Annotated in this window: 16 protein-coding genes and 1 pseudogene; 8 read left to right on the plus strand and 9 right to left on the minus strand. The window is 70.0% G+C overall.

The genetic code is table 11. The features are described from left to right. Positions 1-19 precede the first annotated feature (19 nt). From ACWEPL_RS10270 to ACWEPL_RS10280, 3 genes and pseudogenes are all read left to right on the plus strand, one after another. The gene (locus tag ACWEPL_RS10270) at positions 20-931 is read left to right on the plus strand and encodes an SDR family oxidoreductase (RefSeq protein ID WP_452435838.1); all 912 of its coding nucleotides are present in this window, start codon (positions 20-22) and stop codon (positions 929-931) included. Positions 932-962: 31 nt separating this feature from the next. Beyond that, positions 963-1,688: pseudogene (locus ACWEPL_RS10275) on the plus strand (SDR family NAD(P)-dependent oxidoreductase); the annotation flags it as partial. Positions 1,689-1,828: 140 nt separating this feature from the next. Beyond that, a complete protein-coding gene (locus tag ACWEPL_RS10280) occupies positions 1,829-2,401 on the plus strand; it encodes a serine hydrolase domain-containing protein (protein ID WP_452435839.1) in 573 nt (190 codons plus the stop codon). A gap of 443 nt (positions 2,402-2,844) precedes the next feature. Here ACWEPL_RS10280 and ACWEPL_RS10285 read toward each other — a convergent pair whose 3' ends face one another. Beyond that, positions 2,845-3,426, minus strand: a complete 582-nt coding sequence (locus tag ACWEPL_RS10285) for a hypothetical protein (protein WP_452435840.1) — start codon at positions 3,424-3,426, stop codon at positions 2,845-2,847. Between the two features lie 498 nt (positions 3,427-3,924). Here ACWEPL_RS10285 and ACWEPL_RS10290 point away from each other — a divergent pair, with 498 nt between their 5' ends. Beyond that, entirely contained in the window at positions 3,925-4,131 is a 207-nt protein-coding gene (locus tag ACWEPL_RS10290; protein WP_452435841.1) for a hypothetical protein, read from the plus strand. Between the two features lie 55 nt (positions 4,132-4,186). Continuing rightward, entirely contained in the window at positions 4,187-4,354 is a 168-nt protein-coding gene (locus ACWEPL_RS10295) for a hypothetical protein (RefSeq protein ID WP_452435842.1), read from the plus strand. A 9-nt stretch (positions 4,355-4,363) separates the two neighbouring features. On the opposite strand, the gene ACWEPL_RS10300 is transcribed toward ACWEPL_RS10295, so the two are convergent. From ACWEPL_RS10300 to ACWEPL_RS10315, 4 genes are read right to left on the minus strand one after another with little or no spacing between them, the layout of a single operon-like run. After that, positions 4,364-5,191 carry a MarR family winged helix-turn-helix transcriptional regulator gene (locus ACWEPL_RS10300; RefSeq protein WP_452435843.1) on the minus strand — a complete coding sequence of 276 codons (828 nt, stop codon included), beginning with the start codon at positions 5,189-5,191 and terminating at the stop codon, positions 4,364-4,366. Positions 5,192-5,248: 57 nt separating this feature from the next. Then, positions 5,249-5,830, minus strand: coding sequence for an aldehyde dehydrogenase family protein (locus ACWEPL_RS10305; RefSeq protein WP_452435844.1), 582 nt, complete (start codon positions 5,828-5,830; stop codon positions 5,249-5,251). Positions 5,831-5,847: 17 nt separating this feature from the next. Beyond that, entirely contained in the window at positions 5,848-6,465 is a 618-nt protein-coding gene (locus ACWEPL_RS10310) for a maleylpyruvate isomerase family mycothiol-dependent enzyme (protein ID WP_363973641.1), read from the minus strand. Between the two features lie 14 nt (positions 6,466-6,479). Next, positions 6,480-7,775, minus strand: coding sequence for a M14 family zinc carboxypeptidase (locus ACWEPL_RS10315; RefSeq protein ID WP_452435845.1), 1,296 nt, complete (start codon positions 7,773-7,775; stop codon positions 6,480-6,482). 50 nt (positions 7,776-7,825) lie between these two features. Between ACWEPL_RS10315 and ACWEPL_RS10320 the strand changes: the two genes are divergently transcribed. Further along, a complete protein-coding gene (locus ACWEPL_RS10320) occupies positions 7,826-8,434 on the plus strand; it encodes a TetR/AcrR family transcriptional regulator (protein ID WP_363973635.1) in 609 nt (202 codons plus the stop codon). Between the two features lie 31 nt (positions 8,435-8,465). Here the strand turns inward: ACWEPL_RS10320 and ACWEPL_RS10325 are convergent, their stop codons facing one another. Beyond that, the gene (locus ACWEPL_RS10325) at positions 8,466-9,089 is read right to left on the minus strand and encodes a TetR family transcriptional regulator (RefSeq protein ID WP_363973632.1); all 624 of its coding nucleotides are present in this window, start codon (positions 9,087-9,089) and stop codon (positions 8,466-8,468) included. Between the two features lie 83 nt (positions 9,090-9,172). Between ACWEPL_RS10325 and ACWEPL_RS10330 the strand changes: the two genes are divergently transcribed. Next, positions 9,173-10,594 (plus strand): FAD-dependent oxidoreductase, encoded by a 1,422-nt coding sequence (locus tag ACWEPL_RS10330; RefSeq protein ID WP_452435846.1) that lies wholly within the window; start codon positions 9,173-9,175, stop codon positions 10,592-10,594. Here ACWEPL_RS10330 and ACWEPL_RS10335 read toward each other — a convergent pair. The 3 genes from ACWEPL_RS10335 to ACWEPL_RS10345 form a co-directional block, all read right to left on the minus strand. After that, positions 10,586-11,596 carry a BtrH N-terminal domain-containing protein gene (locus ACWEPL_RS10335; protein WP_452435847.1) on the minus strand — a complete coding sequence of 337 codons (1,011 nt, stop codon included), beginning with the start codon at positions 11,594-11,596 and terminating at the stop codon, positions 10,586-10,588. The genes ACWEPL_RS10330 and ACWEPL_RS10335 overlap by 9 nt on opposite strands. Further along, positions 11,593-12,399, minus strand: coding sequence for a MerR family transcriptional regulator (locus ACWEPL_RS10340; protein ID WP_452435848.1), 807 nt, complete (start codon positions 12,397-12,399; stop codon positions 11,593-11,595). Before ACWEPL_RS10340 ends, ACWEPL_RS10335 begins: the two co-directional genes overlap by 4 nt. Before the next feature lie 257 nt (positions 12,400-12,656). Beyond that, positions 12,657-13,526, minus strand: a complete 870-nt coding sequence (locus ACWEPL_RS10345; RefSeq protein WP_452435849.1) for an MBL fold metallo-hydrolase — start codon at positions 13,524-13,526, stop codon at positions 12,657-12,659. 62 nt (positions 13,527-13,588) lie between these two features. Here ACWEPL_RS10345 and ACWEPL_RS10350 point away from each other — a divergent pair, with 62 nt between their 5' ends. Then, positions 13,589-14,197 (plus strand): helix-turn-helix domain-containing protein, encoded by a 609-nt coding sequence (locus ACWEPL_RS10350; RefSeq protein ID WP_452435850.1) that lies wholly within the window; start codon positions 13,589-13,591, stop codon positions 14,195-14,197. Positions 14,198-14,621 lie beyond the last annotated feature (424 nt).

Genomic DNA, 14,621 nt, shown 5'->3' on the forward strand with positions numbered 1-14,621 from the left:
AGTACTTAAGAGGTGCGTCATGTACCAGGTCCCTCCCCAGCAGGGAAAACTCGCCGTGGTGACCGGCGCGAACAGCGGAACCGGCAAGGCGGCCGCGACCAAGCTGGCCGCGGCCGGCGCGCGGGTGATCATGGCGGTGCGCACCGTCGCCAAGGGCGAGCAGGCGCGCACCGAGATCCTCAGCGCCCACCCGGCAGCAGAGGTGCACGTGCGGCGGATCGACCTGGCCGACCTCGCCTCGGTCAAGGAGTTCGCCGACGGCCTCATCGCCGACGGACGCCCGCTCGACATCCTGCTCAACAACGCCGGGGTCATGTTCCCCCCGGTACGGCACGAGACCGTCGACGGCTTCGAGCTGCAGCTGGGCAGCAACTTCCTCGGCCCGTTCGCCCTGACCGTGCGGCTGCTGCCGCTGCTGCTGAAAGCGCCCGCCCCGCGCGTGGTGACCATGAGCAGCGGCATGGCCGCCCGCGGCGACATCGACTTCGACGACCTGAACTGGGAGAAGAGCTACGACCCGACCGGGGCGTACGGGCGCTCGAAGCTGGCGGACCTGCTGCTGAGCCGGCACCTGGCCCGCCTCGCGACCGAGCGTGGCTGGCCGCTGCTGTCAGCCGGGGCGCATCCCGGTAACGCGGCCACCAACATCGCCGACTCCGGTCCGAGGCTCGGGGGTGAGCCGAGCCTGCTGTTCCGCATCGCGTTGAAGATCACCCCGCAGCACAGCGCGGAGGCCGGCGCCGACCCGATGCTGTACGCCGCGACCGCGCCCGGCGTGACACAGGGGGGCTACTACGGCCCCCGCTGGGGGCTGATCGGTGCCCCTGCCATCGCACGGCCCACGAAGAAGGGCCTCGACCGCGACGTCGCCGCCCGATTGTGGGCCGAGGCCGAACGCCTGACCGGCGCCGCCCTGCCCGCCGACCTCTGATCACCCATCAGACGAAAGGCACCACCAGAAATGTCATCTCTCTTCGGCAAGGTGGCCCTCATCAGCCCGCAGGCTCGACCTGGACGACCGCGCCAGCATCGACGCGTTCGTCGCCGCCTGGCAGGGGCCGCTGCACATCCTGGTCAACAACGCCGGGATCATGGCGCTGCCCGAGCTGACCCGCACTCCCCAAGGGTGGGAGCAGCAGTTCGCGACCAACCACCTCGGCCACTTCGCCCTCACCACAGGCCTGCATGACGCCCTCGCCGCGGCCGGCGGTGCCCGCGTCGTCGTGGTCAGCTCGGCCACCCATCAGGCTTCCGGGATCGTCTTCGACGACATCCACTACGACAACCGCCCGTACGACCCGTGGCAGGCATACGGGCAGTCCAAGACCGCGAACATCCTCTTCGCAATCGAGGCCACCAAGCGATGGGCCGGCGACAAGATCACGGTGAACGCGATCGAGCCCGGCGCGATCTACGACACCGGCCTGCTGCGGCACGTCGAGATCACTCCCGAGTTCCAGCAGATCGTTGACGCCACGCCGTGGAAGACGGTCGAGCAGGGCGCCGCCACCCAGACCCTGCTCGCGGCCTCCCCGCTGCTGGAGGGCGCCACCGGCGGCTACTTCGCCGATTCCAACGTCATCGCCAAGTCCGAGACAAACCCGGACGGCCTCGCCCCGCACGCCGCCGACCCCGACGCCGCCGCCCGCCTGTGGGAGCTGTCGGAGAAGCTGCTCGACCAGCAGTGACCCCCCGGCCCGGAGGCGGCGCGTTCGTCGCCTGCCGCCTCCGGCCGCGCCCCGCGACGACAGCGCACGACCACGACCGATCCCGAAACCGATGGCCACCACCGAGGCCAGCAGGAGACCCGATGCAACCACAAGGAAGCGTGAAAACCGGATTCGACGCCGTCCGCGACAAATTCGCCGAAGCGCTCGGCAACGGCGACGAGGTGGGCGCCGCGATCGCCCTGGACGTCGACGGCGAGACCGTCATCGACCTGTGGGGCGGCCACCGCGACCCCGAGCGCACCTCCCCCTGGACCAGCGACACCATCGTCAACGTCTTCTCCACCACAAAGATCGTCACCGTGCTCGCCGTCCTGGTCCTCGCCGACCGCGGCACCATCGACCTCGACGCGCCGGTGGCCACCTACTGGCCCGGGTTCGCCGCAAACGGCAAGGACGGCATACTCATCCGGCACATCCTGGGCCGCACCTCCGGCGTCTCCGCCTGGGAACAACCCATCACCATCACCGACGTCTACGACCTGCCGACCTCCACCGCCCGGCTGGCCGGCCAGGCACCCTGGTGGACTCCCGGGACCGCGGCCGGATGCCACGCGACCCGCCCAGGCGTTCCTACGCTGGTGCACGACCACCGGTCACATGCCCAAACTGATCATCCCGACCCGCAGCACCCTCAACCCAGCCGATCAGCCAGCGGCAACGACTCGCCCTGATTCGCAAGGCCCTCAGCGACGAGATGCCGCTGGCTGTTCCCCGGCCGCCGCGGCGGACAACCGCTGGACCCCACGACGATCCGGTTACGCCTGAGCAAGCTCGGCATCCTCGCCGGACCGGGACGCTCGGCCGCGATCCGCCGGCTCGTCCTGCAGACCCCCGGCGCCCGTGGTCGCCCGCATGCTCGGCTACGGCGGAGACACCGCCGCCCGACTCGCCACCGTAGCCGGAAGCCCCTGGAGCCGCTACGCCCCCGGCGACCACGAACAGTGACACCTCTCAGGCGACCAGGCAGGAACACAGATCACTCGATCACTGGCCCCTGCCAGTGTGGCATCCCAACTGAGCCTTCCTGCGGCCCGCCAAGCCGCTTCCCTGACAGGCCCGAACACTACGGTGGGGTGGCCCGGAGGTGAGGGCCTTCGGGCCACCCGGTTCGGGCTCAGGAGGTCGGATCGTCGGGTGCCTCTTCGACCGAAGGCGCCTCGGCCGAGGGCTCCAGGGTCTCAGTGCCGTCCGGCGCTATGGCGACCCGGGGTGAGCCGGTGAGGTTCCAGACGTAGTCGCCCTTGCCGTCGTTGTTGATGTTGTAGATGATCCTCCCGTCGGCGGTCCACCCGCCGTTGAGAGACGAGCTGTAGTACGCGTAGCAGTCCCACATCACGCCCTCGGAGTCGCTGATGCTGTTGAGATCGCTCGTCCAGTCGCACTGCTCGTTCCCGTAGATGATGTCGTTGCGCTCGACGCGTGCCTCCGCGATGAACTTGTCGAACCGCTTGCCGCCCAGGAACGACCCTGACCAGTTGATGCTGAGCATGCCCGTTTTCTGATTGTTGCCCGTACCCCTGGTGTAGATGCACATTTCGGCGCCCACCCACACGTCCGGCTTTCCGGGCAGCGAGAAGGTCTTCTCCTGCGGCGAGGAGCAGGCGGACGCCGCCCACGCGCCGGTCGTGGGGGTAATGGTGAGGCTGGCGACGAAGAGTGTGCCGATAGCGGCAATCCGCGCAATCGTCCGGGCCATGGAGCCCTACCCTTCTCGAGGGTCGCGCGTCGGGCGACCACGTTGATCATTTGCCCGAAAGGTAGATCACAAAGAGAAGCCACGCCAGACCCTATTCTTTGGTGGAACGAACTATTTCCAGATGGATTTCTTGGGAACGGTGCAGAGGCCTGAACGGCCCTCCGGTGCCGCTGTTGCGGTGGTTCCGCGGGGGTGGCCCACAGGGCGGGGAGACCGGGGCTCACTGAACCGCTCCGACGTTCATGGAGACCGGTCGAGCCGGTACAAGGCCCGTTCTGGGTCGGTTCGGCGAGTTTGCGGGGCTTCGGGGGCGCGGCGCACCGTATGGGAAGCGCTGCCCAGCCACGTCAAGGTCACTGGCCTGTATGACGAGGAGCTCCTGCACCGCCGCCCTCGTCGCCCGAGCAAGGCGACGCCTGCTCATGGGCGGCACCCCGATGGAGAACAACGCCAGGGAATTTCTCAACGTGATCGAGCCGGCCAACCCGGACAAGGGACGTGGGCTCTGGCTGCGGCACCGTTCTCAACCACAACGGCAGCCCTCCGGCGGGCTACGCGGCGCTGATGTACAGCTCGCCCGACGGCGCCAAGACCCTGACCGCCTCGCTAACCGCCGGCGACGCCGCATTCGACCTCACCACTTATCCCGAGCTGCTGGACGGGCTCGTCAAGACGGCGTTCTGCGGCGAGCAGGCCGCAAGCTGACCAGACCACAAGCTGACCAGGCCGTGCCGACGGCAGTGGCCTCGGCATGATGCCGGTGACAGTTCCGGCGCGCGCCACGAGATGGCCACCGCCCGGCCGGTTGATGTTCGCGGTCCTGGCCGCGGCCGCCGCATACGAACTGGAGGCCACGGTGCTCCGGCACCTGGCCGACAACTTGTCCACCTCGCTCGAAGGTCGGGCTGGGGTCGTGGCCGTCGCCTGATGCGCCCGCTCAGTCGTCGACGGCCTGTACCGCGGCGGCGATCGGCTCGAGCCCCGCGGCCAGCTCGTCGAGCTCGTCCGCGCTGAGCACGTCGTACGCCGGGGCTGCCAGCTCATCGGTGAGCTCCTCGATCCGCTGCCTGATCTCCCGGCCGGCGTGGGTGAACCGGCCGGCGGCATCCACGAGGCCGCGGCCGCGCAGCCCGTCGACGACGGCGGCCAGCCGTGCCTTGGGCAGGTGGTGGATCCGGCCGAACTCCTCCGCCCGCATCCCGAGGGAAAGCGCCATGAGGACATGGGACTCGGTGCCGCCGATGCCGTGGGCGAGAAGGGCGGCGTTGTGGCCGTCCCCGCGGTGCTCGCGCAGCAGCGTCGCCGCGTGCCACAGCCTGGCCACCGGCTCCTCGGGCACGTCGAGCGCCCGTAGCCCGGCGTACAGCACTCGGCCCTCGGCCGGTGCGCTGAGCGCTGCTCGGGTGGCGAGGTCGGCGATCCGCACCAGAGCGAGGGAGTCGGCGAGTTCGCCGATCCCTTGCCGCAGGGCGGCGGCGCTGCCCCGTTCGCGCACGGCGATCGCCTCCTGCGGGCTGATCTTCCCCCACACCCAGGGGATGTGGCGCGCCACCTCGCCGTCGGCGAAGTTGTAGAAGACCGCGTGCACCACCTCGGCCGGTGCCAGGCCCAGCGGCGCCGCCCGGCCGGCGAAGTATCCGTCCCAGTAGTTGCGCATGCCGACGGCCAGGAACGCCTCGTTGGCCACCTCGGAGAAGGTGACGGTGGCGATCGGCTCGACGAGTTCGAACATGCGGTGGATCTTGGCCTGTGGGTGCTTCTGCATCGGTCGGCATCTCCTGTGGTCGTGGCAGCGCCCCTGGTGGGCGGCCTCTCACCCTGGCTACGAACGACGTGGCCCGGATCCGACACCTCCGGTCGATAATTCCCGGCCGATTCTGCCGGGCAGCGTCGGGGGCGAACTCATCGTGGAAGGCACGCACGAGGGACTGGCCGCCGCCCGCGCCCGTGGCCAGCGCCTGGGACGCCCGCCGGCGATGACCGCCGAGCAGGTTCGACACGCCTGTGACCTGCTCACTCGGCCGGGGAACACCGTCTCCTCGCTGTGGGCGTCCTTGAGGGTCTTGCCCATCTCCAGGGCCATGACGAGGGCGAGTTCGTCCTGGTGCGCGACCGTCAGTTCGAAGGCGCGGCGCAATGCCTCGGCGCGCTCGCGGGGTGGGCGTGCGGCCCATTCGGCCTGGGCCCGCGCGGCCGCGTCGATAGCGCGGGCGACGTCGTCGGTGGAGGCGCGCGGCACGTGGGTGATCGGTTCGCCGGCCGAGGGGTTGAGGACGGGGAAGGTGCCGGCGCCGCCGGTCCACTGCCCGTCCAGCAGCATCCGGGTCGGTGCGGCTTCGGGCAGGTTCATCGTTGGCTTCCAGGTGACGGTGGGGCTGGCGTCCGCCGCCGCGGCGCCGGACACCCATCGTGCTTGTTCGCTCAGGCGGCGACGTACCGGTCGCTCGCCTGCCCGTGGAGATGTCCGGGTGGCAGCTTGCGGCCGTATGCGACCAGGAGGAGGTCCTGCGCGGCGCCGGTCAGCGGGACGCCGGTGCCGAAGGACCATTCCAGGTCGTCGGCGCGTAGCTCGACGCCGTCGAGGTCGGCGCCGAAGAACTTCGCTGTTCGAGGAGTGACGGCCTCCAGGAGAAGGCGAAGGCGGTCTTCCTGGACGCGGCGGTCGATGCCGAGGGCGACGGTGATGTCCAGGCCGTGGATGACGTCGTGGCCCAGAGCCGCCGTGATGCCGCCGACCGGCGGCTTCCAGGGGTGGTGGGCGTTGTCCCGGATGGCGCCGGCCAGTTCGGCCGTGGACAGGCGGGCCGCGTCCTCGCGGGCCCGCCGGTCGGCCATCCGGTTGACGTCGCCGTACGCCTTGACCAGCTCCAGCACCATCCTGGGCAGCGGGTAACGGAATCCCAGCGACATATGTGCGGCGACCTCGCGCACGCGCCATCCGGCGCACAAAGTCGGCTCGTCCCACCTGGCGGGCGGCAGGTCCTGCAGCAGCTGCGCCAGTTCCCGGCGTTCGGAGGCGATCGCGGTCTTGATATCCATGGTGGTGCTCTTCCTCAACGGTTCGGTGCCGTGTGCGCGGCGGCGGTCAGGAGGGCGCCCAGCTGGACGGCGACCAGTTTGCACAGTTCGATCGGCGGGCCGGGAGGGTCGGCCTCGGCCTGGCCGTACCACGTCTCGAAGCGCTCGGCGAGCAGGCGGCGCTGCTCGCGGATGGCCGGCGTCAGGTTGCCCGCGGCGATCTCCGCGTCGAGCGCGCGCAGGAATGTCCCGAGCAGCCGCAGCCGCATCAGGTGCAGCGCCTGACGGTTGCCGAACTCCTCGGCGACCGTGGCCGTGCGGTCCTGATCGGGCACGGTCTCTTCGAGTTCGCCGAGTTTGCGGAAGGTCGCCAGCGTGCTCTCGGTCGAGCGGCGGAACGGCGAGCGCACGATCAGGTCGCCGGCGACGGCCCGCATGCCCGCCCGCATCGTGTCGATCACCTCGCGCCGGGCCACCGCTCCCCCGGCCAGGATCTCCCGGTACGGGCGGCCGCTGGGGCTCTGGTCGGCCACGCGTTCGTCGGCCCAGGTCGGCACCTCCGTGACCAGGTGGAGTGCGCCGAAGGCGGCCGCGTAGTCGGCACTGCTGCCGCCCGCGCCGAAAGCCTGTCCCACCTGCGAGCCGGGCGGGGTCAGGTAGACGGCGGGAACGATCGGTTCGGCGCCGGGCAGCTCCGGCTCTCCGTGGTGCAGTCCGATGCCTTCCAGGCCGGGCAGGGCGGCCAGCCGTTCGGCCAGCGTCGCATCGCGGCGGTTGAGGTAGAAGAACGCGCCCTGGTACTCGCCGTTGTGCAGCGAGCAGACCAGCGACGGACGTACCTCGTCCATGAGGCGCATCAGCGCGGCCGTCTCCGGCAGCGGACGGTCGAAGGAGTAGTCCGCACCGGCCAGCGGGAAGGTCCACTCGACCTGATCGGCCAGACCGGGGCGGTAGAAGTGCTCCGCGTAGGCGCGGCGGTCGCCGGGCCTGCCGTACCAGCCCTCGTTCAGCCTGGCTCCGTCCGGATCCGCGCACGCGACGACGTGCCAGCGAAAGCCCAGCTCCGTCCGCAGCCGCTGGTCGCGGCAGAGCAGCTCGACCAGCGCGAGGGCGGTCAGGGCGCCGACCGGCTCGTTGGGATGCGGTCCGGCGATGACCACCGCGTCCGCCGGGCCGTCGCCGACCGTCACGGCGTGCAGCGGGTCGCCCAGCCGCGAGGCGCCGATGCGGCGCGACCGTACCTGGTCGGGGTGGGCGGCGGTCAGCTTGTCCAGCTCGGTCTGGAGCGCGTCGACGGTCGGGTACGCGGCGCAGCCGGAGACGTGTCTCATGTACTCAGCAACATTCATAACGAGATTACGGTAATAATAGAATTATGAGAATGACAAGGGCCGAGGCCAAGGAGCACAACCGGCGGGCCCTGCTGGAGGCCGCGCGGCTGGTCGTCGCCCGCGACGGCCACCGGGCCAAGCTGGAGGAGATCGCCGAGCAGGCGGGGCTGACCACCGGCGCGGTCTACTCGTTGTTCGGCAGCAAGAACGGACTGCTCGTCGCCCTGGTCACCGACTGCCTCGCGCCGCACTACGACGGCATCGAGCAGGCCGTCCCCGCCGGCATGGGGCTCATCGAGGCGGTGGAGGTCTTCGCCCGCCACTACCGGAGCCTGTGCGACGACCCCGACGCGCTGCGCCAGCTGTCGTTCGAGATCAGCCTGCAGGACCTGGCCCTGCGCGACCCCGAGCTACAGCCCAGGCTCGCCGCCTCCGTACGGGCGCACGAGGAGCGGCTGACCGCGCTGCTGTCCGGAAGGATCCACGACGGGAACGCGCTGACGCCGCGGCAGGCGCAACGCCTGGCCACGGCGCTGCGCGCGCTCATGGTCGGCCTCAGTCAGGGCGTCATCCTGGGCCTGACGCACGCGGCACCCGAGCAGTACTTCGCCGCCGCCGCTCACGCCCTGGTCGCGCCTGACGTGCTCGGACCGCCCTGACCTGCCCGCAGCACACGCAGCGGTCGGCCCGCTATACGTGCCCGGCCAGGCCCTCGGACAGCAACGCGAAGGCGTGCTCGGCGTCGGCGACCGCCTGCGGATAGCGCTCGTCGGCGGACTGGCCGCCGGCCAGCGCCCCGGAGTTGTCCATCGACAACAACCAGTGCACGCCCACCACCTGGGCGGCCGCCACGCGCGCGGTCAGGGCGGGGACGCCGTCAACGTCCTGGAGCGCCTCCGCGAGCGCCCGTTCCGAACCCTCCTGAAAGCGGGTCGCCCTCGCCCGCAGCGCCGGAGTATCCGAGATCATGCGGATGAGCGCGAGGATCTCCGGGACGTCGTTGAGGCCGGTGATCGGGTCGCGGTCGCGCAGGCCGTCCAGGAAATGGTCGCGGAGGGCGGCCAGCGGCCCGACCCCCGGCGGGCGGGCCCGCACCACGCGGGCCGCCTCGGTCTCGTGGTCGGCGAAGCGGTGGACGACGAGCTCCTCCTTGGCGGGGAAGTAGGCGAACAGGGTCCGCTTCGACACTTCGGCGGCCTCCGCCACCTCCGCCACCGACACCTGGTCGAACCCGCGCTCAAGGAAGAGCGAGATGGCGGCTTCCGAGATGGCGGCATGGGTCCGTGCCCGTTTGCGTTCGCGCAGCCCTGTCATGTCTCCACGGTATCAAAATCTGCACTCGTACGTTTATCGCGTCGGGTATATATTTGCACTCGGTCGAGATTTCGGGAGGAACGATGACCGAAGTGATCGTGGCGGGGGCCGGACCCACCGGGCTGGCCCTGGCCTGCGAGCTGGCTCTGGCCGGCGTGGACGTCGTGGTGGTGGAGCGCCTGCCGTACCGGATCGAGCAGACCAAGGGCGGCGCGATCCAGCCGCGCACGCAGGAGCTGCTCGAGCTGCGCGGCCTGCTGGAGCCGATGCAGGCCAGGGCACTTTCACGCGAGCCGGCGGGCGGGCACTTCGCGATGCTGCCCGTGCCGCTCGACTGCACGGCGTGGGACACCGCGCACCCGTACCCGCTCTCGATCCCGCAGGGGGAGATCGAGGCGGTGCTGGAGGAGCGCGCCACGACGCTGGGGGTCAAGATGCTGCGCGAGAGCGCGGTGACGGCGGTCGAGCAGTCGGACGGCGGAGTGGTCGTGACGGCCGGCGACCGGCGGATCGAGGCCCGCTACCTGGTGGCCTGCGACGGCGGGCACAGTACGGTCAGGAAGCTGCTCGGCGTGCCGTTTCCCGGCAGGCCGGGAACGTACACGGCGGTGCTGGCCGACGTGCGGCTGTCGTCGGTGTCCGACCTCGTGCCGAAAACCATCGGGCACATCAGCACGCTCACGCGCGAGGTCGACGACCACTGGGTGATGCTGGTGCCGCTGGGCGGCGGCCGCTACCGGTTCACCGGCGGGGCGGCGGGCGAGGAGGAGGCGGCCAAGGACAAGCCGGTCACGTTCGAGGAGATCGCCGAACTGCTGCGTGTCGTGTACGGCGAGCAGACCGTGCTGGCCGCCGTGGACAACGCCTCACGGTTCAGCGACGCCACCCGGCAGATCGACAGTTACCGGGTGGGCAACGTGTTCTTCGCCGGCGACGCCGCGCACATCCACCCGCCCTTCGGCGGGCAGGGCCTGAACCTGGGCGTTCAGGACGCCTTCAACCTGGGCTGGAAGCTGGCCGCCGTACTGCGGGGCCGGGCCTCGACGGACCTCTTGGACACCTACCACGCCGAGCGGCACCCGGCCGGGGCCTGGGTCCTGCACATCACCCAGGCGCAGCGAGTCTTCGCGACCCCCCGGCCCGACGCGGACGCCGTCGAGCTGCGCAAGGTCTTCACCGACCTGATGCGCCTGCCCGAGGCCAACAGACACCTGGCGGGCCTGATGTCGGGGCTGTCGCACTCCTACGACCTGCCCGGCGACCACCCGCTGGTCGGTCACCGGGTCGCCGGCCTGGACCCGTCGCTGTTCCTGGCCGGCCGGCCCGTCCTGCTCGACCTGGCCGGGATCCTCCCGCCCGACCTCGGTGCCACGCGCGGCCGGCCGGTGGACGGCCTGCCCGGCGCGATCCTGGTCCGCCCCGACGGCTACGCGGCCTGGGCGGCGGACACGGACCCCGACCTGGACGCCCTCGTCGGGAACCCGTGCTGGTCCCTCCTAACGTAGGGCCGCATGGGTCTCACTCTCCAGGCGGCTCAGCGCCCGCATGGCCTCGCGTTCTATGCGGGAAAGATCGCTCAGGACGGTGCCCGCCTGGACGAGGTACTGCCCCTCGCCTGATTCGCCGGCCTTGGTGATCAGCGCCGCGGCTTCCGTCCACAGGGTGGCTGCCTCGGCGTACAGCTCGTGGCCGGTACGCAGGTGGCTGCTGTCGAGCAGGTGGACGCATTCGGCGAGGAAGTCGCGGTAGAGATTGCGGAACAGGGCGCCGCCGGTGCCGGCCTTCTCCATCAGCAGGGCGGCCTGCGGCAGGTCCCGCCGCGGGTCGTCGGTCCGCTGGAGCCAGGTGCGTACCAGCTTGCCGGCCTTGTCGATGCCGCGGTGCCCCACGTTGGCGATGGGCGGGTTGAGGAAGGCGTCGGCGCAGGCCGTGATGGCGGGAACGATCTGGGCCTGCGGGGAAGGCAGGTTCCTCGGGGCGGTGAGGGTGAAGGACCGGTGCTTGGCGGTCATCGGGCCGCGCGCGGCCCTGGCCTGGGCGAGCGTGGTCAGGCTGGTGGACACCGCTCCGCCTTGCTGGTCGGTGTCCACCAGGTAGGCGTCGTGGTCGTCGTAGCCGTACATGGCGACGACGTGACCGCCGAAGTGCACCTTCGACCCGAAGTACTCCAGGTGGTAGCTGTCGAGCTGCAGTCCGACGGGGCGGCCGGCGTCGATGGGCGCCGCCACGTTCTCCCATGCCTTACGGGGGGAGCTGGTCTCCTGGACCACGAGCTCCAGTCCGAGCCTGGCGGCCAGGTTCCTGGTGAGGTCGAAAGGCTTGACCCGGCCCCCGAGGAAGGGGAAGTCCATGTTCTTGCTGTCCCAGTAGATGAAGGACAGGCCGGAGCCGAGGCCGAAGAGCATGGGCTCGGACAGATCGAGTCCCTGGTGCCGCAGCAGCACCCCCAGAGCCGTCGTCTCGCAGTGCTGTGTACCGCGGGTGTCGACGTCTTTCACCTTCGTCATGCCTTGCTCTCCTGGATGGGGATGATCAGCCGGGTCATCAGTTCTTCTTGCGGGGCCTCTGCCGGCCCGACGAGATAGGCCTCACGTACGGGCGCTTTCGGACGCAGCCCGCGCTCGTGGATGGCGGCGAAGAGCGCGTTGTAGGCCAAGGGCAGCTGGGCGTAGGGCCCGATGTGTATGGTCTCGGCCACGGGTCCGCCGGGTAGCACCACGAACTCCAGGCCGGGCGCCTCTTCCCCCTGCGGTGTCTGCGCTCCGACGGCGATCTCCATCCGCTCTTCCAGATCCAGCGGGTACAGCGCCCACAGCGGCGGCTCCCACTCGATCCCCGCCTTGCCGAGCACGGGCAGCAGCCGGCTCACACACTCCTCGAACGTCTCTCCGATCTCCGCAGGGGCGCAGACCGCGCGCGCCACCGCCAGCCGTCGCGCCGGCTCCCTGCCCATCGTCACTTCATAGCCGGGCAGGCCACCCTCCGCCAGCCGCTCCAGCATCGTCAGCCGCGCCTGGTCCCTGCTGATCCGTTCGGCCAGCCGGTCCCGCTCAGCGCGCAGGATCTGCGCCCTGGACTCGGGCTCGGCGGCCAGGGCCTGGGCGATCACGGCCAGGGGAAGGTCCATTTCGCGCAGCAGGGCGATGGTCAGGGCATCGCGTGCCTGCTCAGGCGCGTAATAGCGGTAGCCGGAGCCGGCGTCCACGTGGACCGGGGCCAGCAGCCCCGTCTCGTCGTAGTGCCGTAGCTGCTTGACGCTGAGCCGGCAGAGGCGGGCGAAGCGCCCGATGGTGAGAAGTTCGCCTTGCACGTCACCATGGTGGACTCTCCCACGGTGGGAGAGTCCAACGCCGTACCCGTTGGACCCGCGACGGCGGCCGCACGGCGGGTAGACGGCTGGCCGATGCCGCGGTATTCCTCGACCGGGATGGGCTGGAGGCCGTCGCGCATGCGGCCGATGTAGAGGCGGCCGTCCAGGTGGTCGAGTTCGTGGGCGACCAGCCGAGCCAGACGAGCTTGCCCTCCTTGGCCGCCAGCGCGAGCGCGGCCCGGAGCCGACAGGCTCGATCAGCCGATCGGCGGTGCGAGGTATTCCAGCGCATAACCGTCGCCGGAGGGGGTTACGCGGGCGATGCCGGGTGAGTCGAGGTGGGCGCCGGCTACGAAGTGGTGTGGTTGGGTCAGTTGTTCGAGCAGGGCCGCTCGCGCGGCGCGGGCCTGGGACTGGTTGCCGTCGAGCTCCCAGGACACGTTCGGCTGATCGAATTGGAGCGTGGGAACGTGAACGGTGTCGCCCCAGGCGAGAAGGTGGCCGGTGCCGCTCCTGACGTCGTAGACGGTGTGACCGGGTGTGTGGCCCGGTGTCGGGATCGCGGTGATCCAGCCGTTGATCGCGACCTCCTCCGACACGGGTACGACCCGGTCGCGGATCGGCTCGAGCCGCCCCGTGAACACCGAGGTGTCGCCCGCGCCGATCCACACGCGCTCGAGTTTGGTGAACGCCTCTGAACCGTCCGGCGCGATCAGGCCGCTCACGTGGTCTTCGTGCTTGTGGGTGATGGCCACATCGGTGACCTGCGCGCGGTCGATTCCCGCTTCGTCGAGCGCGTCGTAGATCAATCCCATGGTGGGGTCGTGCCAGGCGTTGGACGCGCCGGTGTCGATGAGAACCGACCGCGTGCCGTCGGTGACGAAGAAGGCGTTGACCGACAGCCGCAAGTTGTCGCCGGCCAGCGGGACGGCGGCTGGCAGCTCATCGAGCGTGCGCCCCTCCTCGTCGCGGAGCCGTGTCGGCGGCATGTCGATGTACCCGTCTCGCAGCGAGATCACCTGCAGATCGCCGAATTCGAACGTGGCGTGGTGGCGGCCACTCGAGATCAAACGCATGGAACCTCCGTCGTGTTGGGCGCACATCGCTTGTCTCCGATAGAAGAACAAATCTTCTTTAGGAGATTACCCTACACTGTGGGCAGCGAAGTACCCATCGATCGAGGAGCACGGTGGTCGAGCAAGACGGAAACGCGGCCGAACCGCAGCACGGAGACGACCTGGCCGGCGCGTTCGGCGGTAACGTGCGGCGACGCCGCGAGGAGGCGGGCCTGACGCTGGAGCAGCTGTCCACACAGTCGTCGGTCAGCCGGGCGATGCTGTCCAAGGTCGAACGCGGTGAGAAGAGCCCGACGATCGGCGTCGCGTCCAGGATCGCCCACGCGCTCAACGCGTCGCTCTCGGAGCTGATCGGTGCGCCGGCTGCTGCCGCGTCTGGTGTGGCCATTGTCATGCGCAAGAACGATCGCCCCGTTTTCCGTGACCCGGAAACCGGCTTCGAGCGGCACATGGTGTCAGCGGCCCCGGGCGCGGGAGGGGCCGAGATGGTCGTCCACTACCTCCCCGCGCAGGTCTCTACCGGGCTGCTGCCCGCGTATCCGCCGGGTACGGAGAAACAACTCGTGGTGCTCGAAGGCACCCTCACCGTCGCGATCGGCGGGATCAGCGAGACCCTGAACACCGGCGACTCCCTGTTCTTCCAGGCCGACGCGGACCACGGCTTCGCCAACCGAACGAACGCTCCCTGCGAATACATCATGGTCATCTCGCGCAGAACCTGATCGGCCGCAGCTTGCGGGCCTGGACAAAGCCGGCTGGGCATCGCCAACCTCACGGCATTCTTCGGGAGAGCCGACTTGCGAGCAGCTCCGCTCGCGGCCATCGCCTGCGAGGGCGCCGAGGCGGCCGACGATCCACTCTGGCCCGCTTCCGGCGCCACCAGCCAGGCCGAGTACGGCCGCTGGTGCCGGCCCGCCTGCGGCATGGCCCGCCTGCAGACGATCCTCGACCACCGCGGCGGCCACCTGGTCCTGCTCACCGGCCACGGCATACTGCACATTGCAACCCTTCCGGCCACACCACGACGATTCCCCAGGAGGGAGCCCACCAAGATCACGGCCCGCTCAAGCACCTCGTCACCGACGAATGATCAACAATCTGCGGAACAACACGATCACAGCAGGAGCGACGCGGATGGCTACGGCC

This window comes from Nonomuraea sp. NPDC004186 (assembly GCF_053603495.1).

Excerpts from the sequence above, each read along its gene's own strand:
- ACWEPL_RS10270 (WP_452435838.1), top strand. The coding sequence starts at position 20 with ATGTACCAGGTCCCTCCCCAGCAGGGAAAACTCGCCGTGGTGACCGGC.
- ACWEPL_RS10285 (WP_452435840.1), bottom strand. The coding sequence starts at position 3,426 with ATGGCCCGGACGATTGCGCGGATTGCCGCTATCGGCACACTCTTCGTC.
- ACWEPL_RS10300 (WP_452435843.1), bottom strand. The coding sequence starts at position 5,191 with ATGCAGAAGCACCCACAGGCCAAGATCCACCGCATGTTCGAACTCGTC.
- ACWEPL_RS10310 (WP_363973641.1), bottom strand. The coding sequence starts at position 6,465 with ATGGATATCAAGACCGCGATCGCCTCCGAACGCCGGGAACTGGCGCAG.
- ACWEPL_RS10315 (WP_452435845.1), bottom strand. The coding sequence starts at position 7,775 with ATGAGACACGTCTCCGGCTGCGCCGCGTACCCGACCGTCGACGCGCTC.
- ACWEPL_RS10320 (WP_363973635.1), top strand. The coding sequence starts at position 7,826 with ATGACAAGGGCCGAGGCCAAGGAGCACAACCGGCGGGCCCTGCTGGAG.
- ACWEPL_RS10325 (WP_363973632.1), bottom strand. The coding sequence starts at position 9,089 with ATGACAGGGCTGCGCGAACGCAAACGGGCACGGACCCATGCCGCCATC.
- ACWEPL_RS10330 (WP_452435846.1), top strand. The coding sequence starts at position 9,173 with ATGACCGAAGTGATCGTGGCGGGGGCCGGACCCACCGGGCTGGCCCTG.
- ACWEPL_RS10335 (WP_452435847.1), bottom strand. The coding sequence starts at position 11,596 with ATGACGAAGGTGAAAGACGTCGACACCCGCGGTACACAGCACTGCGAG.